Here is a 22,887-nt window from a genome sequence, read left to right on the forward strand (position 1 = left end):
GGACCTCAAGGATGGCCTTCGACGATCCGATCGCGGCCGTGCCCGCCGCGCCCATTGCCACGGACGATCCCTCGCTCAGCGTCTGCATCGCCGAGGCGGTCGCCAATCGCAAGGCGATGGTGCCGCCGGCAGCACGGCAGGAGCGCGCCGAGCGTGCGCGCGCCGATACCGCCTTTCCGCTGCGCGTCGGCCTGATCGAGAGCCCGCGCAGCGATCCCAACGGCTTCGAGCGGCTGATCGGCGAGAGCGATCTCCTCTCGATCAACTTCCTCGACCGCGGCCGCCGCGCCGCCGATGCGGTTTGCCGGGTCAAGCTGCCGATGGAGGGCGGCCATGCTTATGGCACCGGCTTCCTCGTCGGTCCGCGGCTGCTGCTCACCAACAACCATGTCCTCGCCAGCGCGGCGGAGGCGGCACAGGCCGAGGCCGAGCTGGGCTACGACCACGACCTCGACGGCGTGGTGCGCGATCCCGTCCAGTTCAACCTTGATCCGCGCCAGCTGTTCTTCACGAGCTCGGAGCTCGACATCACCCTGGTCGCCGTGGTGCCGATCGCACAGAACGGCGTGCCGCTCGACCGCTACGGCTGGCTGCCGCTGCTGCCGCTCTCCGGCAAGGGGATCGACGGCGAGTGGGTGACGATCATCCAGCACCCGAACGGCCAGCCCAAGCAGATCGCGATCCACGCCAGCCAGATCATCAAGGTCGATCCCGCCGCGGTCGACGTCGATGTCACCCGCTTCATCCACTATTCGACCGATACCGAGCCGGGCTCGTCCGGCGCGCCGGTGTTCAACGATCAGTGGCAGGTGGTGGCGATCCATCACAAGGCAGTGCCGGCACCCGATTCGCCGCCGGACGATCCGCACTGGCTCGCCAACGAAGGCGTCAGGATCAGCGCGATCTTCAACCTCCTGGAGCGCAACCGCTTCGAGGACGACGACGCCCGCCGCGCGCTCGACCGGCTCGGCCGCGCGATGGGTTTCCCGCCGATCGCGCAGCCGGCCGCGACCGCCGCCGAGCCATCGGAGAAGCAGTTCGCGCCCTTCAAGGACTCGCGCTGGCAGGCGGCCGGGCTCGGCTACGATCCCGACTTCCTGTCCGAGCCGATCCCGCTCGATCCGATCTACGCGGCCTTGGCCGCCAGGGGAGAGGTGGCGCCGCTGCTCGACGGCAGCGGTCATGAGCTGCGCTATTTCCACTTCTCGTCGGTGATGTCGGCGGAGCGGCGCTTCCCGATCCTGACCGCGGTCAACATCGACGGGCTCAAGCTGGTCCGGATCGAACGCAAGGACAGCTGGCGCCCCGACGGGCGCATCGACGCCCGATACCAGTCCGACGACGAATTCTACGTGAAGTCCCGCGCCGACGAGAATGTCTATTTCAGCCGCGGGCATATGGTGCGGCTGCTCGATCCCTGCTGGAGCGATGCCACCGATCCGGCCAAGCGCGAGGCGGACGCGCGGCGTGGGATGGAAGACACGTTCCATTTCACCAACGCCGCGCCGCAGGTGCAGACCTACAACGACCAGGACTGGGGCAATCTCGAGGATTATGTGCTCGACAAGGCGCAGACCAGCGAGCGGCGGCTCAGCGTCTTCACCGGCCCCATCTACCGCGACAACGATCCGGTCTATGGGCGCGAGCGCAAGGGCGGACCGTGGCGCATCCCGCTGTCCTTCTGGAAGATCGCGGTGCTGCAGAAGTCGAGCGGCACGATCGCCGCCGCCGCCTTCATCATCGGCCAGACCGAATATGTCCGTGCGCTCTACGAGGCGAAGGTGTTCTCCGGCCTCCGGCCCTACACGATCGACGAGATGCGCTCCCGCAAGATCCAGACGACGATCGCGGCGGTCGAGGAGGTGACCGGGCTAGACTTCGGCGACCTCAAGACATTCGACGCGCACGGCAGCCTCGAATCGACGCGCCGCACGCGCTGGTTCGACCGGCTGGACGATATCGTGATCTGAGAGGGGTTGGCGGTTCCGCCGGCCCCCTTGCCGCGCTATATGGCTGCCGTTCCACGAGGAAATCGAATGTCAGTCCGTCCCTGGCGCGACATCGCGCGCCGCAAGAGCCGCCAGATCATGGTCGGCAACGTCCCCGTCGGCGGCGACGCGCCGGTCACGGTGCAGACGATGACCAACACGCCGACCGCCGACGCGCGCGCGACGATCGACCAGATCCGCCGCTGCGAGGAGGCGGGCGTCGACATCATCCGCGTGAGCTGCCCCGATGTCGAATCGACCGCAGCGCTCCGCCAGATCGTCCGCGCCGCACGCGTGCCGGTCGTCGCCGACATCCACTTCCACTACAAGCGCGCGCTCGAGGCCGCCGACGCCGGCGCCGCGTGCCTGCGCATCAATCCCGGCAACATCGGCTCGTCGGATCGCGTCGAGGAAGTGGTGCGCGCCGCCAAGGCCAACGGCTGCGCGATCCGCATCGGCGTCAACGCCGGCAGCCTCGAGAAGGACCTGCTCGAGAAATACGGCGAGCCCTGCCCTGAGGCGCTGGTCGAGAGCGCGCTCGACCATATCAGGCTGCTCCAGGACCACGGCTTCCACGACTACAAGGTCGCGGTGAAGGCGTCCGACGTGTTCCTCGCGGTCGCCGCCTACCAGCAGCTCGCCGAAGCGGTCGACTGCCCGCTCCACCTCGGCATCACCGAGGCGGGGGGCTTCGTCGGCGGCACGGTCAAGTCGGCGATCGGCATCGGCTCGCTCCTGTGGTTCGGCATCGGCGACACCATCCGCGTCTCGCTTTCGGCCGAGCCGGAGGAGGAGGTCCGCGTCGGCTTCGAGATCCTGAAGGCGCTCGGCATCCGCAACCGCGGCGTGCGCGTGGTCTCGTGCCCGAGCTGCGCCCGCCAGGGCTTCGATGTCATCCGCACCGTGCAGGTGCTGGAGGAGCGGCTCCAGCACATCCGCACGCCGATGTCGCTGTCGGTGCTCGGCTGCGTCGTCAACGGTCCGGGCGAGGCGCGCGAGACCGACATCGGCATCACCGGCGGCGGCAACGGCAAGCACATGGTCTATCTGTCGGGCGTCACCGATCACCATGTGAGCGACGCCGACATGGTCGACCACATCGTCAGGCTGGTCGAAGCCAAGGCGGCGGAGATCGAGGCCGCGGAGGAAGCACGGGCGGTAGCGGCGGAGTAAAGAATCCCTCTCCCGTTGGGAGAGGGAAGGGGCCCGCCGCCGAAGGCGGTGGGAAGGGTGAGGGTGACGTATCACCGCACTCACCCTCACCCTTCCGCGCCTTCGGCGCTCCCTCCCTCTCCCAAGGGAGAGGGAATTTAGCCTCCCAGCACGTTGATCGTGAACGCCAGCACGCCGAGGTTGAACACGAACGCGATCATCGAATGCCCGGTCACTACCCGCCGCATCCGCGTCGAGGTGATCGCGGTGTCGCTGGTCTGAAAGGTCATGCCGAGCGTGAAGGCGAAATAGACGAAGTCCCAATATTCTGGCTCGTCCGCGCCGGGGAAATCCAGCCCGCCCACGTCCTTCCCGCTCCTGTCGATAAGATAGAAGAGATGGGCATAGTGCAGCGCGAACACCGCGTTGCCGAAAGTCCAGGCGATGAGCAGCGTCGCCACCACCAGCACCAGCGTGCTCGGCGGCGGCTTTCCCGTGCCGCCGAGCTCGGCCGCCACCGCCGCCAGCACTGCGATCGTCGTCGCCGCGGTCACCAGGAGCATCATCGCGCGATTGGCGTCGTTGCGGCGCGAGGCTAGGCGCATCGTTTCCGCGTCGGTCTGCCGCAGCAACGGCGCGATGACGGCAAGGAACACCAGCGCCGCGATGTCGAAACCGATCATCACCCCCTGCGCCTGATCGGTGAGCGCGATCGCGACCGGCACCGCCACCGCCGCAATCACGCAAAAGGCGAGGAATCGCGGTGGCGCGATCCGGTTGCCGATGCTCTGCTGGCCTCCCGCCATCGCGCTGGTATAGCCGCGCCGTCACGCCGCGTCATCAGAAGGGGAGGGGAGAGCCATGGCCGCACGCACGCTTTCCCCTGCCGCGGCCTTCGGCGTCGGTGTGCTGGGCATCGCCGTCTTCTCCGCCATGGATGCGGTGATGAAGGGACTGAGCCTCGACATCGGCGCCTATAACGCGCTGCTCTGGCGCAGCTTCGCCGCCATCGCGATCGCGGCCGTGCCCTATCTCGCCGGCCGTCCTGCCCCGCCGGAGCGCAGCGTGATGCGGCTGCACCTGGTCCGCGGCGTCGTCAGCGCGGTGATGGCGATCCTGTTCTTCTGGGGCCTAGCGCGGGTGCCGATGGCGCAGGCGATCGCGCTCGCCTTCATCGCGCCGCTGATCGCGCTGTTCCTCGCCGCCGTCATCCTCAAGGAGCGGATCGGCCGCGCCTCGATCGTCGCCAGCGCCATCGCCTTCGCCGGCGTCCTCGCCATCCTCGCCGGCCAGGCCCGCGCCGAGCTCGGCCATGAGGCGTTCCTCGGCGCGCTGGCGGTGCTGGGCTCGGCGGTTTGCTATGCCTTCAACATCATCCTGATGCGTGCGCAGAGCCTGGTCGCCGGGCCGGTCGAGGTCGCCTTCTGGCAGAACCTGACCGTCGCGGTCTGTCTCGTGCTGCCGGCGCCGTGGTTCGCCGCAGTGCCGGCGCCGCATCATGCGCCGATGCTGGTGCTGGCCGCGGCGCTCGCCACCGCGTCGCTGCTGCTGCTGTCCTGGGCCTATGCCCATGGCCCGGCGAGCTATCTCGCGCCGACCGAATATACCGCCTTCATCTGGGCGTCGCTGTTCGGCTGGACCGTGTTCGGCGAGACGCTGTCGCCCTGGACCGTCGCCGGCGCCGCGCTGATCGTCACCGGCTGCGTCATCGCCGCGCGCAGCCGCCCGCTATCCGAGGAGACTCCTGCATGATCCGTCCCGCCGTGCCCGCGGACGTTCCCACCATCCTCCGCCTCGTCCGCGAGCTCGCCGAATATGAGCGCGAGCCCGACGCGGTGGTCGCGACCGAGGCGATGCTGGCCGAGGCGCTGTTCGGCGACCATCCTGCGGCCGAGGCGGTGATCGCGGAGGTGGACGGCGCCGCCACCGGCTTCGCGCTTTTCTTCCACAATTTCTCGACCTGGACCGGCCGGCGCGGCCTCTATCTCGAGGACCTCTACGTCACGCCCGAGGCGCGCGGGCTCGGGATCGGCAAGGCGCTGCTCCGTCACGTCGCGGCGCTCGCCGTCGAGCGCGGCTGCGGACGGTTCGAATGGGCGGTGCTCGATTGGAACGAGCCGGCGGTCCGCTTCTATGATGCGATGGGCGCGGAGAGCATGGACGAATGGACGGTGCGCCGCGTCTCGGGCGAGGCGCTGTTGAAGCTCGCTGAGCGGGCCTGACCTCCCGCGTCACCCCGGACTTGTTCCGGGGTCCACGGTCCGGCAAGGTCGTCGGTCAGAATGGGGCGGCCCGGTGGATGCCGGAACAAGTCTGGCATGACGGAGTGAAGAATGGCTTGGGTCTGGTTGATTCTCGGCGGCTTCTTCGAGGTCGGTTTCACCACCTGCCTGCGCTACGTCGACGGCTTCCGCAACGTGCCGTGGACGATCGGCTTCCTCGTCTCGGTCGGACTGTCGATGGCGTTGCTGGAGGTCGCCTCGCGCTCGATCCCGATGGGAACGGCCTATGCGGTGTGGGGCGGCATCGGCGCGCTCGGCACGGTGGTCGTCGGCATCGTCTGGTTCGGCGAGCCCGCGCACCTCGCCCGCATCGCGCTGATCGTCGCGCTGGTGGCGTGCATCGGCGGCCTCAAGCTGACCGCGCATTGAGTTGGCGTTCGACGCCAAATGATAGACTGGGGTCTCGCGGATTGGGTCGCCGAAGCGATCGAGCCGCTCGGCCGCGTCACCCGCAAGCGGCTGTTCGGCGGCGCGGCGCTCTATTGCGACGGCGTCGCCTTCGCGATCCTGGCGTTCGACGCGCTGTGGCTGAAGGCGGACGCCGAGACCGACGCCGAATGGGACGCGATCGGCGCGCCGCGCTTCGCGGTCGAGCGCGATGGCGGGAGGGTCCAGTCGATGAACTACCGCCGCGCCCCCGACGAGACCTACGACGACGCCGACGAGCTCTGCCGCTGGGCGCGGCTGGCGATCGCGGCGGGGCGACGCGCTGCGGTGGCGAAGCCGAAGCCGAAGCCGAAGCCGAAGCCGAAGCAGGGAGGGCCTTGCGCTAAGCCGCCTTCGCTCCCTTCGCCCGCTCGATCGCCTCGACGGTGATCTGCCGCGCCTGCTCGGCGTCGCCCCACTGGCCGACCCGGACCCACTTCTCGGCTTCCAGGTCCTTGTAGTGGGTGAAGAAGTGCTCGATCTGCTGGAACACGATCGAGGGCAGGTCGCTGCGCTCGCCGACGTCCGAATAATAGGGGAAGGTGGTGTCGACCGGCACGCATACCAGCTTCTCGTCGCCGCCGTGCTCGTCCTCGAGATTCAGCACCGCGATCGGCCGGGCGCGCACCACGCAGCCCGCGATGAAGGGCGAGCGCGCGATCACCAGCGCGTCGAGCGGGTCGCCGTCGGGCGACAGCGTGTGCGGCACGAAGCCGTAGTTGGCCGGGTAGCGCATCGGCGTGTGGAGGATGCGGTCGACGAACAGGGCGCCCGAGGCCTTGTCGAACTCATATTTCACCGGCTCGCCGCCGACCGGCACTTCGATGATGACGTTGAGGCTGTGCGGCGGGTTGTCGCCCACCGGCACCATGTCGATACGCATGGATCAGTTTCCTGCACTATGGTCCGTTCGCCCTGGGCCTGTCGAAGGGCTGCCCTTCTTGAAGAAGGACAGGGCTTCGACGAGCTCAGCCCGAACGGGAAGGGGTTCGATCGGCGCCTTACTTCGCCGTGAGCAGCCGGTCGAGCCCGTTCGTGCCGGTTCCGATCCGTTCGAGGCGCGGATAGCGCAGTCCGTCGCGGTAATCGATCTCGGCGGTGCGGTAGCGGCTGCCGTTCTTGACCAGCAGCCTGATCGGCGCCTTGCCGCTCTTGGCGGCGGTGATCGCGGCCTTGAGCTTGTCCTCGGTATAGGCATCGCCGTCGATCGCGACGATGGTGGTGGCGACGTCGAAGCCGGCGTTGAACGCGGGCGAATCCCACACCACGCCGGTGATCTGCCCGTCCTTGCCCACGGTCATGCCGAGCGAGAAACTGAGGTTGAGATACTTGCGGTCCTTCTCGGCCGCCTTCCACATCTCGGTCGGCTGGTCGGTATAGACCAGGCGATAGCCGTTATCGGTGAGGCCCGCGAGCGGCGCACGCTCGTTGATCCTGTTGACGCGCTGGTCGAGGAAGCCCGCCCAGTCATAAGGATGGATGTCGTTCAGCGTCTTGACGACGTCCTCGAACGTGTAGGTGAGCTCGCCCCAGTCGCCGTCGTTCATGCCGAAGAAGGCGCGGGCGAAATCGTCCATCGACTTCCTGCCGCCCGACAGCTTGCGCAGCAGCGCGTCGGTCTCAAGCCAGATCAGCAGGCCCTCGTTGTAATAGTCCTCGCTGCGCTGCCAGTTGGTCCAGCCCTTGGGCCGGCGGGCGGAGATGATCGGATCGTTGGTGGTGTCGATCAGCGGACGCCACTTGCGGCCCTGCATGGCATCGTAGTTGGCGGCGATGATCGCGAGCTGGTCGAGCGTGTCCTGCTTGCCCACCAGCCCCGAGCGCGCCTGGAGGACATAGCCCCAGAACTGCGTCTGCCCCTCGTACACCCACAGCAGGCTGTCGCGCATCGGCGTGCGGAAGTCGGGCGTCCACAGGTCCGCACCGCGGCGGTACTTGCCGTCCCAGCTGTGGGTGAACTCGTGCGGCAGCAGGTTGCGGTCGAGCGCCTTGTCCTTCCACTCCTTGAAATAGCCGAGATCGACGCCGTTCTCGGAGCTGCGGTGATGCTCCAGGCCGTTGCCGCCCATCTCGTCGCTGATCGACAGCAGGAAGTGATAGTTGTCGTAATGCTGGGCGCCGAACAGCTTCACCGCCTGGTCGACCAGCGCTTTGTGCTTGTCGATCATCTCGGGCGTGGCGGCGTCGATCTCCGCCTGATTGTCGGCGACGACGTCGAGATGGACGCGCGGGGACAGCGGCCACGACTTGGCGTAGCGCCCGGCGATCGTGGGCGAGTCCTGCAGCACGTCGTAGGTCGTCTGCTGATAGCCGTAGATCGATCCGGTGGCGGTCGACGGCAGGCCGGAATAGGCGGTCCAGCCGGCCGGATACTTGACCGTGGCCTGGATGGGGATGCGCCGCGTGTAATAGCCCGCCGGATAGAGGCTCACCGACTCCCATTGGATGTTGAGCATGTTCGGCGCGACGACGATGCGGCCCTGGTTGGGCGCGGTCGCGGAGAGGAACTGGAACGAGACGTCGAGCTGCTTCGCGCCCTCGGGCACATCGAGGTGGAAGGCATAGACGTCGACCGGATCGCGCTTCCACGGGATCACCCTGCCGCCCGCCGTGATCCTGAGCCCGGCGAGCTTCTCGATCTGCCCGCGCGGCGCGTGGTTGCCGGGCAGCCACTTGGGCATGAGGAGCACGAAATGGCCGGCATCGGCGACCGGCACCGTCTCCTTGACGCGGTAGATGCCCTGCTCCGTGTCGGTCGCGTCGACCTCCAGCCTGATGACGCCGCCAGGGTAGTCGATGTCGCGCGCCTCGGGGATCGTGTCGGTGAAGGGCGCGGTCGCGACCGGCGCCGAATTCCTGACCTGGGCGAGGGCGGACGGGGCGGCGGTGGCAAGAAGAAGAATCGCGAGCGGTCGGAGCATCTAGGGTCTTTCGCCTGAAGGAAAGGATGCGCCGTTTCTTAGAGCAAGCCGGCCATGTTGCAATATCACCTGCCTCACATCCCCTCACCGTCACCCGGCCTTGTACCGGGGTCCGCGGTGCCGCAAGCCTCACGGCGGGACGTTCGAGCGCTGGACAAGCCGGACGGTGGGCCCCGGCATAAGGCCGGGGTGACAACTGGGATCGTGGCAAGCGCGCTGGACCGAAGGTTCACGGCTTGCTTACCAATCCCGGGCTAGAGCGGCCGCCATGCACCACGACGCCAAGCTCGCCGCCCGCGCCAAGGCCGATCCGCGGCCCCGATCGGCGGTCAGCACCGGCGTCGGCCTGGCGGGTCTCGCGGGGCTGCTGGCCTGGACCTCGGCTGCGCTGTGGTTCGACATGCCGGGGCCGCTGTCGGCGCTCACCAACGTCGCCGCCGCCGGCGTGCCGATGGTGCTGTGGTCGATCTTCGTCGACAGGGCCCACCGCAATCCCTCGACCGGCATCGACTGGGACCATCCCCGGCCGTGGCGCGAGACGATCGACGTCAGCCTGACCAAGATCGCCGGGCTGTGGCTCACCTGGGGCGGCATCGCCTGCATCTATGCGCTCTCGCGCTTCTATTGGCAGGGTCCCTACGTCTTCTCGATGTGGTGCTTCGCGATGGCGGCGCCGGTGCTGTTCCTCGGCGCCATTCCCTGGACCATCTGGATGGACCGCTATCTCGAGGAACCGCGCGACGGCGCCTGGGCGCTCGGCGCGTGGCTGCTGAACCTCGACGAGCCCTATGAGCGCGAGGCGATCTACGCTCATCTTCGCGCCTGGGCGGTGAAGGGCTTCTTCCTCGCCTTCATGCTCGCGATCGTGCCGCCCGGCTTCGGCGACCTCGTCCGCGGCGACACCGCCGGCCTCTGGCGCGATCCGGTCGCCCTGGCGCAATGGCTGATCACCTTCATGTTCGTGGTCGACGTCGCCTTCGCGACGGTCGGCTATATCCTCACCTTCCGCGCGCTCGACTCGCACATCCGCAGCGCCACGCCCCTCGCGGCGGGCTGGACCGCGGCGCTGATCTGCTACCCGCCGTTCGTGCTGATGGCCGATGGCGGCCCGCTCGATTACCATCCCGGCACGTCGGATTATGTCCACTGGCTCGGCGGCCATCCCATGCTGACGGCGATCGTCGCCTTCGTGCTGGTCGGCCTCACCGCCGTCTACGCCTGGGCGACGGTGGCGTTCGGCCTGCGCTTCTCCAACCTGACGCATCGCGGCATCCTGACGCACGGGCCGTACGCGTTCAGCCGCCACCCGGCCTATCTCAGCAAGAATCTGTTCTGGCTGATCTCGACCATGCCGATCCTCGCGACGACCGGCAGCTGGGTCGACGCGGTGCGCAACACGGCGCTGATGCTGGGCGTGGCGGGCGTCTACTATTGGCGCGCCAAGACCGAGGAGCAGCACCTCGGCATGGATCCCGCCTATCGCGAATACAGCGAATGGATGGAGCGCAACGCACTGGTGCCGCGGCTGTTCGCGTGGATCACGGGCCGAAAGACCCCTCTCCCCTTGGGAGAGGGAGGGGCCCGCTCGGCATAGCCGAGCGGGAGGGTGAGGGTGACGTATCACCACCCGGCCACCCTCACCCTTCCGCCGCCGCGCGGCTCCCTCCCTCTTCCAAGGGGAGAGGGAATCAGTAGCTCAATTCCCCGTAGACCCCGCTCACGTCGTCGCCCCAGGCGCCGTGATAATGCTCCAGCAACAGCTCGGCCGGCACCTTGCCGGTGCGCACGATCTCGCGCAGCGGGTCGAGGTAGCCGGTCTCGTTCGATCCCGACGCATCGAGCCGCGCCCGCGCCGACAGGCCGGCGCTGGCGATGTCGAGCACCTCCCCGGCGATGTCGCGCAGCCTGCCCCCGCCGGGCAGCGGCGCATCGAGCGCGAGCCTCGGCACGGCACCCCGCAGCGCGTGCCGGTCCTCCATCGACCAGTGCCTGACGAGGTCCCACGCCGCATCGAGCGCGCCTTGGTCGTACAGCAGCCCGACCCACAAGGCCGGCAGCGCGCAGATGCGGTCCCACGGCCCGCCGTCGGCGCCGCGCATCTCCAGGAACGTCTTGAGCCTGACTTCGGGAAAGGCGGTCGAGAGATGGTCGGACCAGTCCTCGATCGTCGGCCGCTCGCCCGGCAGCACCTCGAGCTTCCCCTCCAGGAAATCGCGGAAGCTGAGCCCCGCCGCATCGATGTACCTGCCCTCGCGGTAGACGAAGTACATCGGCACATCGAGCGCATATTCGGCATAGCGCTCGTAGCCGAACCCGTCCTCGAACACGAACGGCAGCATCCCCGTCCGCGCCGGATCGGTATCCGACCAGATATGGCTGCGGTAGGAGAGATAGCCGTTGGGCTTGCCCTCGGTGAACGGCGAGTTGGCGAACAGTGCGGTGCCGAGCGGCTGCAGCGCCAGCGCGACGCGGAACTTCTGCGCCATGTCCGTCTCGCTCGCATAGTCGAGGTTGGTCTGGATGGTGCAGGTCCTCAGCATCATGTCGAGGCCGAGATTGCCGACCCTGGGCATGTGCCTGAGCATGATCGCATAGCGGCCCTTGGGCATGACCGGCAGCTCGCCGCGTGCCTTGTCCGGCCACATGCCGAGCCCGAGGAAGCCGAGCCCGAGCCGGTCGCCGACCGTCTTGACCTGCTGGAGGTGCCGCCCGGTCTCGGCGCAGGTCTCATGGAGATTGTCGAGCGGTGCGCCGGACAGCTCGAACTGGCCGGCCGGCTCCAGGCTGATCGACCCGTCGGCACCGGTCAGCGCGATGACATTGTCGCCCTCGACTACCGGCCGCCAACCGAACTCGGTGAGCCCGGTCAACAGGTCGCGGATGCCGCCCGGCTCGTCATAGCCGGGGGCGCGGTGGTCAGTGAGGCGGAATACGAACTTCTCGTGCTCGGTGCCGATCCGCCAGCGCTCCTTGGGCTTCTCGCCGCGCGCGAAGAAATCGACAAGCTGCCGACGGTCCTCGATGACCGGCGCGTTGCGATCCGAAACCGTCTTGGTCGTCATGGCAGCGCCTTAGTCGCGCGGCGGGCGTTGCGCTAGCGGGAACCTTGGACCTCCCTTCTCCGTCACCCCGGACCCGTTCCGGGGTCCACCGTTCCTGAGTGGCTGGCATTTGCGGTTCCGTGGATGCCGGAACAAGTGCGGCATGACGAAGGGTGTCACCAATCCCCCGCCGCCGCCATCCACAGGCTCACCGCCGCCGCCGCCGCCGTATCGGCACGCAGGATGCGCGGCCCAAGCCCGATCCCCACCGCATCCGGCAGCGCCTGGATCGCCTCTCGCTCCTCCGGATCGAAGCCGCCCTCCGGCCCGATCAGGATCGCCGCCGGACCGGACCGGCTCCGCATCGCTTCGACCGCCGCGACACCGCCGGTCTCGTCGGCAAAGAACAGCGCCCGCCCCGCCGGCCAGCCACGCAGCAGCGCCGCCAGCTTCACCGGCTCGGCCAGCTCCGGCACCGCGGTCCGTCCGCATTGCTCGGCCGCCTCGATCATGTGCGCGCCGAGCCGCTCCAGGTTGAGCCGGTCCACCACCGTCCGCCGCGTCACCACCGGCACCAGCCGCGCGACGCCGAGCTCGCACGCCTTCTCCGCGACCCAGTCGATCCGCCCCTTCTTGAGCGGCGCGGCGCACAGCCACAGGTCCGGCACCGTCTCCATCTCGCGCAGCCGGCCCTGCACCACGAGCGTCACGTCGCGCTTGCCGGGGCTCTCCGCCATCGCCAGCCATTCGCCGGAGACGCCGTCGAACAGCTTGACCGGATCGCCCGCCCTCAGCCGCATCACCGACAGCAGATAATGCGCCTGCGCGCCCTCGACGCGCACCGCCGCTCCTTCGGACAGCGGCGTCTCGACGAACAGTCGCGGCGTGGACTGCGGCGGCCAGGCAGGCGTGGCGGGCATGAAAGCGGCTTAGGGCGAGTTCGGACTGATTGGAATCACCTACCCGCGCCGTAACATCTACCGGAACCCAAACTAACTGACGTTCGCACCCGCACCGCCACCAGCCCGATCAGGGCTTTCCTAATAGGATTTGGTTTGGCAGCAGGGTCGGCGATGCCGAGAGTCGTGCCCCTTGCCGTCGCCGAACCTGTGCCCGACTCACATGTGAGTCGAGTCAATTTAGTCAACATTTTCGGTCAACCTTTTCCCGGCCCGGCCGCCGATGGCCGCTGAGATCGTCCCCGATTCCGAGCATCGCGGCCTGATCGGCGCGCTGCCCGCCCGCCTGCGCAGCTTCGCGCTGCTGGCGCGGTTCGACCGGCCGATCGGCTGGTGGCTGCTGTTCTGGCCCGGCGCCTGGGCGGTCGCGCTGGCCGGCGGTGCGGTGGCGCGCTGGGACCTGATCCTGTGGCTGCTCATCGGCAGCATCGCGATGCGCGGCGCAGGCTGTGTCTACAACGACATCGTCGATCGCGATCTCGACCGCCGCGTGGCGCGCACCGCCGTCCGTCCGCTGGCGAGCGGCGCGGTGTCGCTCCAGGCGGCATGGGCTTGGCTCGGCCTGTTGTGCCTGGTCGGCCTCGTCGTGCTGCTCCAGCTCCACCTTCCCGCCGCGCTGGTCGCGCTCGCCAGCCTCACGCTCGTCGCGGCCTATCCCTTCATGAAGCGCATCACCTGGTGGCCGCAGGCGTGGCTCGGCCTGGTGTTCAGCTGGGCCGCGCTGGTCGGCTGGGTCGAGGTCGCGGGCGTGCTCTCGGCGGCAGGGCTGCTGCTCTATGCCGGCAGCATCGCCTGGGTGATCGGCTACGATACCATCTATGCGTTGCAGGACGTCGAGGATGACGCGCTGGTCGGCGTGCGCTCCTCGGCCCGGCGGCTGGGGCGGGGAGTGAAGCCCGGCGTCGCCGGCTTCTACGCCGTCGCGCTGCTGCTCTGGGGCGCGGCGATCTGGCAGGTGCGGCCCGACCCCGTGGCGCTGCTCGCATTGCTGCCGGCCGCGCTGCACTTCGCGTGGCAGATCGCGACACTGGTGCCGGCCGACGGCGCCAACGCGCTCGCCCGTTTCCGCTCGAACCGCAATCTCGGCTTCCTGATGTTCGCCGCCTGCCTCGTGGTCGGGACGGCGCTTTGACCTTCCGCGGCCCACTCCCTAAGTCGCGTCGATGTTGAGTCCCAAGCAAGCCGCCGATCGCGCCGCCGAGGCCGTGGAGCGTGCCCGCGCCGCCGGCGCCGATGCCGCCGATGCGGTCTATGCCGGCGATGTCGCCAGTTCGGTCCAGGTGCGCATGGGCGCGCTCGAGGACGTGAGCCGGTCCGAGAACGCCGAGCTGGGCCTGCGCGTCTTCGTCGGCCAGCGCTCGGCGAGCGTCGCCACCTCCGACCTCTCCGACGACGCGCTCGCCGCGCTGGTCGAGCGCGCGGTGGCGATGGCGCGGCTGGCACCGGAGGACCCCTGGGCGGGCCTGGCGCCTGCCGACCGGTTGATGACGGGCGCGCCGCCCGATCTCGACCTCGACGACGGCGGCGACCCTGCGCCCGACACGCTCAAGGCGCAGGCGCTGGCGGTGGAGGAGGCGGCCCGCGCCGTCTCCGGAGTCTCGCAGAGCGACGGCGCCAGCGCCTCCGCGTCGCGCTCGACGGTGGCGATCGCGACCAGCCACGGCTTCGCCGGCGGCTATCGGGTCAGCGGCTACAGCCTCTCCGCCTCGATGCTGGCGGGCGAGGGCGGGGCGATGCAGCGCGACTGGGCGAGCCATTCGGCGCGCCACGCCGCGCAGCTCGAGGCACCGGAGCTGGTCGGCACCCGCGCCGGCGAGCGCGCGGCCGCCCGACTCAACCCCGGTCGGATCGAGAGCGGCACGATGCCGGTGGTCTATGATCCGCGAGTCGCCAACGGCCTCGTCGGCCATCTCATCTCGGCCATCGCTGGCGCTGCGATCGCGCGGCGCACCAGTTTCCTGCTCGACGCGCTCGGCACGCGCGTCTTCGCGCCCGGCGTGGCGGTCGAGGACGATCCGCACCGCCCGCGCGGCCTGCGGTCGCGTCCCTTCGACGGCGAGGGGCTGCCGGTATCGCCGACCCGCATCGTCGAGGACGGGATGCTCGAGACCTGGCTGCTCGATTCGGCGTCGGCGCGCCAGCTCGGACTGGAACCGACCGGCCATGCCGCACGGGGCGTCTCCGGCGCGCCGAGCGTCTCGACCAGCAACCTGGCGATGCTGCCGGGCAAGCTCCCGCGCGAGACGCTGGTCGGCGAGATCGAGCGCGGCGTCTACGTCATCGAGCTGATCGGTCAGGGCGTGAACGGGGTGACCGGCGACTACAGCCGCGGCGCCTTCGGCTTCCTGATCGAGCGGGGCGAGATCACCCGCCCGGTCGCCGAGTTCACCATCGCCGGCAACCTCAAGAGCATGTTCGCCAACCTCACGCCCGCCAACGACCTCGAGTACCGCTACGGCATCAACGCGCCGACGGTGCGGATCGACGGAATGACGGTCGCCGGTGGCTGAGCTGGCGGGCGAGGTCGCGGCGATCGCCGCCGAGGCGGGCGCGCTCGCGCTCCGGCAGTGGAAGACCGACTTCCGCCGCTGGGAAAAGACGCCCGGCAGCCCGGTGTGCGACGTCGATCTGGAGATCGATGCATTGCTCCGCCGTCGGCTGGAGGCGCTGCTGCCCGACGCCGGCTGGCTGTCGGAGGAGACCGCCGACGATCGCGAGCGGCTTGGGGCGCGGCGGGTGTGGGTGGTCGACCCGATCGACGGCACCCGCGATTACATCCGCGGCCGCCCGGGCTGGGCGGTGTCGATCGCGCTGGTCGAGGACGGCCGGCCGGTGATCGCCACGCTCGACGCCCCCGCTCGCAGCGAGGCGTGGCGGGCGGAGGCGGGACAGGGTGCGCACCGCAACGGCGAGGCGATCCATGTCGCCGAGCGTTCGGAGCTCGCCGGCGCGCGGGTCCCCGCCGACAGCCTGCCCAAGGTCGATCGCGACCTGGTGATGGTCGAGAAGCCCAACTCGATCGCGCTGCGCATCGCCATGGTCGCCGCCGGCCAGGCCGACCTGCTCGCGACGATCCGCTGGGGCCACGAATGGGATATCGCCGCCGCGGTGCTGATCGCCCAGGAGGCGGGGGCGGCCGTCACCGACGCGCTCGGTCGCCCGCTCGCCTTCAACACGCCGTCGAGCCAGGCGTTCGGCGTGCTCGCTGCTACCCCCCGCATCCACGCCGCCGCCGTCGACCGCCTCGCCGAGCGGGCGAGAGCGGCGGTCGGCGGCTAATGCGGGATAACGGAACCGCTGCGATCGGATGCCTTCCGCGTACGTCAGAACCAGGTCCTGATGCCGAGAACGAAATTGGCGCCGCCGGTATCCTCGCCGCGCCCACGGGCGAAATCGGCGGTCCGGCCCAGCTTGCGTTCCCATGAGACGCCGGCATAGGGCGCAAACTCGCGGACGCGCTCGTAGCGCAGGCGTAGGCCGAGCTCGGCACTCGACAGTCCCGAGCCGATCGCATTCTCCGGCACGTCCTGGAACGCGAAGTCGAGCTCCGCGCGCGGCTGCAGGACCAGATTCTGGGTGATGCGCTGGTCGTAATAGCCTTCGGCGCGCGCGAGCAGGTCGCCCTTGTCGGAGAGGAACAGGCTGCCCTCGACCTCGAACCAATAGGGTGCAAGCCCCTCGATACCCAGGACCGCATAGGTGCGGCGCGGCCTACGCCCGAGGTCCTGACGGACGCCGGCCTGCAGGTTCCAATAGGGATCGACGGCGCGGCTGTAGAGCGCCTGCACCTCTGCGCTCTCGACATGGTCGCCGAAACGGCCCTCGCCTTCGCTCTTGAGCCAGAAGCGATCGATGTCGCCGCCGATCCAGGCTTCGCCGTCCCAGCGATAGCCGTCCTTGCCCCGGCGCGGCCGATATTCGGCGATGTCGACCATGACCTGGCGGAAGGCTCCGCCGCCGTGCTCGCGGCGCAGATCGCGCTCGGCCTCCGCCATCGCTTCGGCGCCGTAGTAGCGGTCGGCTGCCCGATCGGCGGTCGGCACCGGTGCCGGCGCATTGCCCGGCGGCAGGTTGGTACCCGACGGAGCCGCCTGCTGCTCGCGCATCGCCGACATGTCGTGGCCGGCGTGTGGGTCCACGTTCCGGACAGGCGGTTCCGGCGCTTGCTGGCCGGCGGCGTGCTCAGCGTGCTGCCCGCCCGTCGCCGGCATGGCGTGGCCCGAATGATCCTGTGCGATCGCCGGTCGAGCGAGCGCCAACGGCGCCAGTCCAAGGAGCAGGAGCGTCTTCATCATGCCCCCTCTCCTTCGAGAGGGCGCACGCGCACGACCTGCATCATCCCGGCGTGCATGTGATAGAGCAGGTGGCAGTGGAACGCCCAGTCGCCGGGCGCCGCCGTCACGTCCCAGCTGACCCTGCCGCCCGGCAGCACGTTGACCGTGTGCTTGCGCGGGGCATGATCGCCGTGCCCGGTGACGAGCTCGAAGAAATGCCCGTGCAGATGGATCGGGTGCGCCATCATCGAATCGTTGACCAGCGTCACCCGCACCCGCTCGCCGGCCCGCATCGCGATCGGGGCCTTTACCTCCGAGAACTTCTCCCCGTCGAACGACCACATGAAGCGCTCCATGTTGCCGGTCAGGTGGATCTCGACCTCGCGTGCCGGCGCCCGCACGTCCGGATTGCGCTCGAGCGCGACGAGGTCGCGATAGGTGAGCACCCGGTGGCCGACGCTCTCGAGCCCCTGGCCGGGCTCGCCGGTGCGGTCGACCGGCATCTGCGAGATCGTCTGGACGCCGGGCCCCATCCTCACCTGCGGCGCGTTCGCGGGATCGCGCATCGTCATGCTCATCCCGGCCATGCCGGCGCCCGGGGCCGATCCCGAATGATCCATGCCCGCCATGTTGCCGTGATCCATTCCGGCCATGCCGTCGTGGCTCATCGCGCCATGATCCATCCCGGACATGTCCATGCCCATGTCCTTCATCGTCGCGATCGGGCGCTTGCGCAGCGGCGGCACCTCGGCCGTCATTCCGGGGCGCGGAGCGAGCGTCGCGCGCGCCATGCCCGAACGGTCCGCGGCCTCCGCGACCAGCGTATAGGCGCGCTCGTCGGCGGGTGTGACGACGACGTCGTAGGTCTCCGCGACCGTGATCTGCAGCTCGTCGACCTGGACGGGGCGGACATTCTGCCCGTCGGCCTGCACCACCGTCATCCGGAGACCCGGGATGCGCACGTTGAAGATGGTCATCGCCGAGGCGTTGACGAATCGCAGCCGCACGCGCTCGCCCGGCTTGAACAGCCCAGTCCAGTTGTCCCTCGGCCCATGCCCGTTGACGAGATAGGTGTAGGTCGAGCCGGTCACGTCGGAGATGTCGGTCGGGTCCATCCGCATCCCGCCCCATGTCAGCCGCTCCTTGAGCGGCTGGTCCTTCCCCTCGAGCAGGCTCGAGAGCGTCTGGCGCTGCCGGTTGAAATAGCCGGGCTGCTGCTTGAGCTTCATGAAGATCGCGTGCGGATGCAGCCGGCTATGATCCGACAGCACGATCACATGCTGCCGATCATGGGCGACCGGATCGGGACCCCTGGGCTCGATCAGGATCGGGCCGTAATGGCCGAGCTGCTCCTGAAGGCCGGAGTGGCTGTGGTACCAATAGGTGCCCGACTGGACGATCGGGAACGCATAGGTGAAGGTCGAGCGCGGCCTGATGCCGGGGAAGGAGATCCCCGGCACCCCGTCCATCTGGAACGGCAGGATCAGCCCGTGCCAGTGGACCGACGTCTCCTCGTCGAGATCGTTGACCACATGGAGCCGCACGTCCTGGCCCTCGCGCAGTCGGATCAGTGGGGCGGGCACCGTGCCGTTGATGCCGATCGCATGGCTCGGGCGGCCGTCGATCGTCATCATCTGGTGCGCGACGCGCAGCGTGATGTCCTCGCCGGAAACCTCGGGAAGCGGCGCGGCGATCCCCGCCGAGTTGGTCTGGGCCCAGGCGGGCATCCAGGCGGCGAGCGCCAATCCTCCGCCCATGCGACCGGTGCTGCGCAGAAGCCGGCGCCGGTCCATCGTCACGTCCATGTCCTTCCTCCGAGCGCGGTCCGGGGCTGGGCCTGTCTCCCCGCCATCCCGGATACGGTCTGACACTGTGTCAAGGTCAAGCCTTGGGCTGACTTTTGCGTTCATTCGGGGTGCGGCGCCGGGGCGATGACAAGGCTTTCCGGTTGCAGGGGCCAGGCGCTTGACCTTGACATGATGTCAATCCCTAGATCGGCGGGCATCGGAGGAATGCCATGACCAATCATGCCCACGATCACGATGCCCATGCCGGCCATTCCTGCGGTAGCGGGCACCGGCAGCAGCATCTGGCGCCGAAGGAGGCCGCACCCGAGGCGCCGCCGGGAACGATCCACACCTGCCCGATGCATCCCGAGATCCGGCAGGTCGGTCCGGGCACCTGCCCGATCTGCGGCATGGCGCTCGAGCCGGAAACGGTCACGCTCGACGGCGGTCCCAATCCCGAGCTCGCCGACATGACGCGGCGCTTCGGGATCGGGCTGGTGCTGACGCTGCCCGTATTCGCCCTTGAGATGGGCGGACACGTGACCGGCCTCACCATGATGCTCGGTGCGCAGACCTCCAACTGGATCCAGCTCGTGCTGGCCGCTCCGGTGGTGCTCTGGGCCGGCTGGCCCTTCTTCGAGCGCGGCTGGATGTCGCTGAGGTCGCGCAACCTCAACATGTTCACGCTGATCGCGATGGGCATAGGCGTCGCCTTCGCCTACAGCGTCGTTGCCATGCTGGCGCCGGGCGCCTTTCCCGCGGCGTTCCGTGACGCGGCCGGCGCGGTGCCCGTCTATTTCGAGGCGGCGGCGGTCATCACGGTGCTGGTGCTGCTGGGCCAGGTCCTGGAGTTGCGCGCCCGCGAGCGCACCTCCGGGGCGATCAAGGCGCTGCTCGACCTCGCGCCCAGGACGGCGCGGCGTATCCGCGACGACGGCAGCGACGAGGAGGTGACGCTCGATCTGATCCAGGTCGGTGATCGCCTGCGCGTGCGTCCCGGCGAGAAGGTGCCGGTCGACGGCGAGTTGCTTGAGGGACGGGTCGCGGTCGACGAATCGCTGGTCACCGGCGAATCGATGCCGGTCACCAAGGAGCCCGGCGCACAGATGATCACCGGCTCCCTCAATCGGACCGGATCCTTCGTGATGCGCGCGGACAAGGTCGGCGCCGACACCCTGCTGTCGCGGATCGTCCGGATGGTGGCCGAGGCGCAGCGCAGCCGTGCGCCGATCCAGCGCATGGCGGACCGGGTCTCGGCCTGGTTCGTGCCGGCCGTGATCGCGGCGGCGATCATCGCAGCGATCGTCTGGGCGCTGGTCGGCCCTGATCCCCGCCTCGGCCATGCGCTGGTCGCCGCCGTCTCGGTGCTGATCATCGCCTGTCCCTGCGCGCTCGGCCTCGCGACGCCGATGTCGATCATGGTCGGCGTCGGGCGCGGCGCGCACGTCGGCGTATTGATCAGGAATGCCGAGGCGCTCGAGCGGTTCGAGATGATCGACACGCTGGTCGTCGACAAGACCGGGACGCTCACCGAAGGCAAGCCCGCCGTCACCCTGATCCGGCCTGCGCCGGACGTCGACGAAGCCGAACTCCTGCGGCTCGCGGCGAGCGTCGAGCGCGGCAGCCAGCATCCGCTGGGCGAGGCCGTCGTGCGCGCGGCGACGGAGCGTTCGATCGCTCTGGCTGAGGTCCGCGACTTCGACGCGCCGATCGGCCGCGGCGTGGTCGGGACTGTCGAGGACAGACGCCTGTTTCTGGGCGCCCCCCGGCTCATGGCCGAGCAGGGGATCGACATCTCGTCCCTCGCCCGGGAAGCCGAACGCCTGCGCAGCGAAGGTGCGACCGCGATCTTCGTCGCCGTGGACGGCCGGCTCGCCGGGATGATCGGCATCGCCGATCCGATCAAGCCGAGCACCCCGGAAGCGGTGGAGGCGCTCAAGGCCGACGGCGTGCGGGTGGTGATGCTGACCGGCGACAACCGCACCACCGCTCGGGCGGTGGCGGCCCGGATCGGCATCGAGGAGGTCGAAGCCGACGTGCTTCCCGAGAACAAGGCCAGGGTCGTCCAGAAGCTCCGCGCCGAGGGGCGTGCGGTGGCGATGGCCGGCGACGGCGTCAACGACGCACCCGCGCTTGCCGCCGCGGACGTCGGCGTCGCCATGGGCGCCGGGGCGGACGTCGCGATCGAGAGCGCGGGCGTGACCCTGCTGCAGGGGGACCTCGACGGGCTGGTGCGCGCGCGGCGCCTGTCGCGTGCGGTGATGCGGAATATCCGACAGAATCTGATATTCGCCTTCGCCTATAACGTCGCTGGCGTGCCGATCGCCGCCGGCGTGCTCTACCCCTTCACGGGAATGCTGCTCTCGCCCGCGATCGCGGCGCTGGCGATGGCGCTGTCCTCGGTCAGCGTGATCGCCAACGCGCTCCGCCTGCGGCTGGTGCGGCTCTGAGCACGGGGGTACAATCCCGCCATGAACATCGGCCAGGCAGCGGAGGCGAGCGGCGTCTCGCAGCGGATGATCCGGCATTACGAGAAGATCGGCCTCATCCCGCCGGCCCCGCGCCGGGACAGCGGCTATCGCGACTATTCCGATGCCGACGTGCACCGGCTGCGCTTCATCGCCAATGCCCGCGATCTCGGGTTCCCGATCGAGGAGATCGGGACGCTGCTCGACCTCTGGAACAACCGCGACCGGTCGAGCGCGGAGGTGAAGGCGCTCGCCACCGCGCGCGCCGAGGCGCTGAAGCGCAAGGCGGCCGCGATCGAGGCGATGCGCCGGACCCTGGAGGACCTGGCCCGGCGCTGCCACGGCGACGGACGGCCCGACTGCCCTATCCTCGAAACGCTCGCCGGGGAATGACGGCGGAGTGTGAGTGTGCCTTCTCCAACTCTCCGTCCGACTGCCACGCGTCGACGGCTCGGGGGGTGTCGCCATCCTCTGCGCTGACGGCAATGCTTGCGGCAGGTCGGCCAAGAACATGATATATCGCGCGGCGGAGGACGATATGGCCGGTGATCTCGCGATCGTGCTGAGCGGAGGCGGCGCCAAGGGCGCCTTCCAGGTCGGGGTCGTCCATGAGCTGGTCGTCAACCGTGGAGTCCGGATCGACATCGTCGCCGGTGTCTCGACCGGCGCGATCCAGGCGCTGGGGGTAGCGCAGGACGATGTGCCGGCGATGCTTCAGCAATGGCTCGACATCCAGGGCAACGGCGATATCTACGAGGAGCGGCCGCTCGGGATCGTGGGCGGCATCCTGGGCGAGGACGCGCTCTACGATGCCGCGCCGCTGCGCCGGCTGCTCAAGGATTTCACCAACGACAAAAGGCTGAGGGCGAGCGGCCGCAAGCTCCGGATCGGCGTGGTCAATCTCGGGACCGGCGAATATCGCAGCATCGACGAGACGGTGCCCGGCATCCACAACTGGGTCTATGCGAGCTCGGCGATGCCGGTGTTCTTCGATCCGCTGAAGACCCGCGACGGCGACGGCACCGAGGAGCAATGGGTGGATGGAGGCGTGCGCAACGTCACGCCGCTGGACGCGGCGCTGGAGCTCAATCCGCGCGGCGTGATCGTCGTGCGCGCTTCGCCGCCACCGTATCCAAGCAAGGTGCGCACCTATCCCAACCTCATCAAGATCGGCCTGCGAGCCGTCGATATCCTGCAGTCGGAGGTCTCCGCGAACGACACCGCCAATGCGACGCTGATCAACGACATCATCGCCGCGCGCGAGGGGCAGGCGCGGGCGCTGCAATCGGAGGGCGTCACCGGCGCGGCCGCGGCGCGCATCCTGCGCCCGCTCGACCTTCAGATCGCGCGCTACCGGTTCGCGCCGATCCGGATCATCGCGCCCGAGCAGGAATATTCCGAGACGCTCGAGTTCGATCCCAAGAAGATCCGCAAGGCGATCGACGCGGGGCGCAAGGCGGTCGAACGCGAATGGGACGCGCTCGCGCCACTGCTGAGCTGACCAGGATGGCACCCGCCCGTGCAGATGTCGGAGGATTTGGAGAGTCCGGCGGCTCTTCGCCTTCGACGTTCCTATTCCGGGCGTTCCG

20 protein-coding genes are annotated in these 22,887 nt (G+C 69.1%); 13 read left to right on the forward strand and 7 right to left on the reverse strand.

Annotated elements, in window-relative coordinates:
* Window positions 1-11 precede the first annotated feature (11 nt).
* Both ACMGER_RS15310 and ispG read left to right on the forward strand, forming a co-directional pair.
* Window positions 12-1,970 carry a DNA/RNA non-specific endonuclease gene (locus ACMGER_RS15310; RefSeq protein ID WP_436813032.1) on the forward strand — a complete coding sequence of 653 codons (1,959 nt, stop codon included), beginning with the start codon at window positions 12-14 and terminating at the stop codon, window positions 1,968-1,970.
* A gap of 66 nt (window positions 1,971-2,036) precedes the next feature.
* Complete coding sequence (ispG, locus tag ACMGER_RS15315; RefSeq protein ID WP_436813033.1) at window positions 2,037-3,161, forward strand: flavodoxin-dependent (E)-4-hydroxy-3-methylbut-2-enyl-diphosphate synthase; 1,125 nt, start codon at window positions 2,037-2,039, stop codon at window positions 3,159-3,161.
* 137 nt (window positions 3,162-3,298) lie between these two features.
* Here the strand turns inward: ispG and ACMGER_RS15320 are convergent, their stop codons facing one another.
* Window positions 3,299-3,946 (reverse strand): DUF1345 domain-containing protein, encoded by a 648-nt coding sequence (locus tag ACMGER_RS15320; RefSeq protein WP_436813034.1) that lies wholly within the window; start codon window positions 3,944-3,946, stop codon window positions 3,299-3,301.
* Between the two features lie 55 nt (window positions 3,947-4,001).
* Between ACMGER_RS15320 and ACMGER_RS15325 the strand changes: the two genes are divergently transcribed.
* From ACMGER_RS15325 to ACMGER_RS15340, 4 genes are all read left to right on the forward strand, one after another.
* On the forward strand, window positions 4,002-4,892 hold the full coding sequence (locus tag ACMGER_RS15325) for a DMT family transporter (protein ID WP_436813035.1): 891 nt from the start codon (window positions 4,002-4,004) through the stop codon (window positions 4,890-4,892).
* Window positions 4,889-5,362: a GNAT family N-acetyltransferase gene (locus ACMGER_RS15330; RefSeq protein ID WP_436813036.1), complete on the forward strand. Its 474-nt coding sequence runs from the start codon at window positions 4,889-4,891 to the stop codon at window positions 5,360-5,362. Before ACMGER_RS15325 ends, ACMGER_RS15330 begins: the two co-directional genes overlap by 4 nt.
* Window positions 5,363-5,473: 111 nt before the next feature.
* Window positions 5,474-5,791, forward strand: coding sequence for a DMT family transporter (locus ACMGER_RS15335; protein WP_436813037.1), 318 nt, complete (start codon window positions 5,474-5,476; stop codon window positions 5,789-5,791).
* A gap of 18 nt (window positions 5,792-5,809) precedes the next feature.
* Window positions 5,810-6,238: a TfoX/Sxy family protein gene (locus tag ACMGER_RS15340; protein WP_436813038.1), complete on the forward strand. Its 429-nt coding sequence runs from the start codon at window positions 5,810-5,812 to the stop codon at window positions 6,236-6,238.
* On the opposite strand, the gene ppa is transcribed toward ACMGER_RS15340, so the two are convergent.
* Together ppa and ACMGER_RS15350 are read right to left on the reverse strand one after the other, a co-directional pair.
* A complete protein-coding gene (gene ppa, locus ACMGER_RS15345; RefSeq protein WP_436813039.1) occupies window positions 6,192-6,731 on the reverse strand; it encodes an inorganic diphosphatase in 540 nt (179 codons plus the stop codon). The genes ACMGER_RS15340 and ppa overlap by 47 nt on opposite strands.
* A gap of 118 nt (window positions 6,732-6,849) precedes the next feature.
* Entirely contained in the window at window positions 6,850-8,769 is a 1,920-nt protein-coding gene (locus tag ACMGER_RS15350; RefSeq protein ID WP_436813040.1) for a M61 family metallopeptidase, read from the reverse strand.
* A 268-nt stretch (window positions 8,770-9,037) separates the two neighbouring features.
* Between ACMGER_RS15350 and ACMGER_RS15355 the strand changes: the two genes are divergently transcribed.
* Complete coding sequence (locus ACMGER_RS15355; RefSeq protein WP_436813041.1) at window positions 9,038-10,363, forward strand: methyltransferase family protein; 1,326 nt, start codon at window positions 9,038-9,040, stop codon at window positions 10,361-10,363.
* 94 nt (window positions 10,364-10,457) lie between these two features.
* Here the strand turns inward: ACMGER_RS15355 and ACMGER_RS15360 are convergent, their stop codons facing one another.
* Complete coding sequence (locus tag ACMGER_RS15360) at window positions 10,458-11,831, reverse strand: glutamate--cysteine ligase (RefSeq protein ID WP_436813042.1); 1,374 nt, start codon at window positions 11,829-11,831, stop codon at window positions 10,458-10,460.
* Between the two features lie 155 nt (window positions 11,832-11,986).
* Complete coding sequence (locus ACMGER_RS15365) at window positions 11,987-12,730, reverse strand: 16S rRNA (uracil(1498)-N(3))-methyltransferase (protein ID WP_436813043.1); 744 nt, start codon at window positions 12,728-12,730, stop codon at window positions 11,987-11,989.
* A gap of 262 nt (window positions 12,731-12,992) precedes the next feature.
* Here ACMGER_RS15365 and ubiA point away from each other — a divergent pair, with 262 nt between their 5' ends.
* From ubiA to ACMGER_RS15380, 3 genes are read left to right on the forward strand one after another with little or no spacing between them, the layout of a single operon-like run.
* Window positions 12,993-13,901, forward strand: a complete 909-nt coding sequence (ubiA, locus tag ACMGER_RS15370) for a 4-hydroxybenzoate octaprenyltransferase (protein WP_436813044.1) — start codon at window positions 12,993-12,995, stop codon at window positions 13,899-13,901.
* A gap of 31 nt (window positions 13,902-13,932) precedes the next feature.
* Entirely contained in the window at window positions 13,933-15,279 is a 1,347-nt protein-coding gene (locus ACMGER_RS15375) for a TldD/PmbA family protein (RefSeq protein ID WP_436813045.1), read from the forward strand.
* The gene (locus ACMGER_RS15380) at window positions 15,272-16,048 is read left to right on the forward strand and encodes a 3'(2'),5'-bisphosphate nucleotidase CysQ (protein ID WP_436813046.1); all 777 of its coding nucleotides are present in this window, start codon (window positions 15,272-15,274) and stop codon (window positions 16,046-16,048) included. Before ACMGER_RS15375 ends, ACMGER_RS15380 begins: the two co-directional genes overlap by 8 nt.
* A gap of 44 nt (window positions 16,049-16,092) precedes the next feature.
* Here ACMGER_RS15380 and ACMGER_RS15385 read toward each other — a convergent pair whose 3' ends face one another.
* Window positions 16,093-17,061: a copper resistance protein B gene (locus ACMGER_RS15385; RefSeq protein WP_436813553.1), complete on the reverse strand. Its 969-nt coding sequence runs from the start codon at window positions 17,059-17,061 to the stop codon at window positions 16,093-16,095.
* A complete protein-coding gene (locus ACMGER_RS15390) occupies window positions 17,061-18,848 on the reverse strand; it encodes a copper resistance system multicopper oxidase (RefSeq protein ID WP_436813047.1) in 1,788 nt (595 codons plus the stop codon). The genes ACMGER_RS15385 and ACMGER_RS15390 overlap by 1 nt, the downstream gene beginning before the upstream one ends.
* Before the next feature lie 212 nt (window positions 18,849-19,060).
* Here ACMGER_RS15390 and ACMGER_RS15395 point away from each other — a divergent pair, with 212 nt between their 5' ends.
* From ACMGER_RS15395 to ACMGER_RS15405, 3 genes are all read left to right on the forward strand, one after another.
* Window positions 19,061-21,280 carry a copper-transporting P-type ATPase gene (locus ACMGER_RS15395; RefSeq protein ID WP_436813048.1) on the forward strand — a complete coding sequence of 740 codons (2,220 nt, stop codon included), beginning with the start codon at window positions 19,061-19,063 and terminating at the stop codon, window positions 21,278-21,280.
* A 21-nt stretch (window positions 21,281-21,301) separates the two neighbouring features.
* A complete protein-coding gene (cueR, locus tag ACMGER_RS15400) occupies window positions 21,302-21,691 on the forward strand; it encodes a Cu(I)-responsive transcriptional regulator (protein ID WP_436813049.1) in 390 nt (129 codons plus the stop codon).
* A 145-nt stretch (window positions 21,692-21,836) separates the two neighbouring features.
* Window positions 21,837-22,799, forward strand: coding sequence for a patatin-like phospholipase family protein (locus ACMGER_RS15405; RefSeq protein ID WP_436813050.1), 963 nt, complete (start codon window positions 21,837-21,839; stop codon window positions 22,797-22,799).
* Window positions 22,800-22,887 lie beyond the last annotated feature (88 nt).

The organism is Sphingomonas astragali, from assembly GCF_051400615.1.
Lineage (GTDB): Bacteria > Pseudomonadota > Alphaproteobacteria > Sphingomonadales > Sphingomonadaceae > Sphingomonas.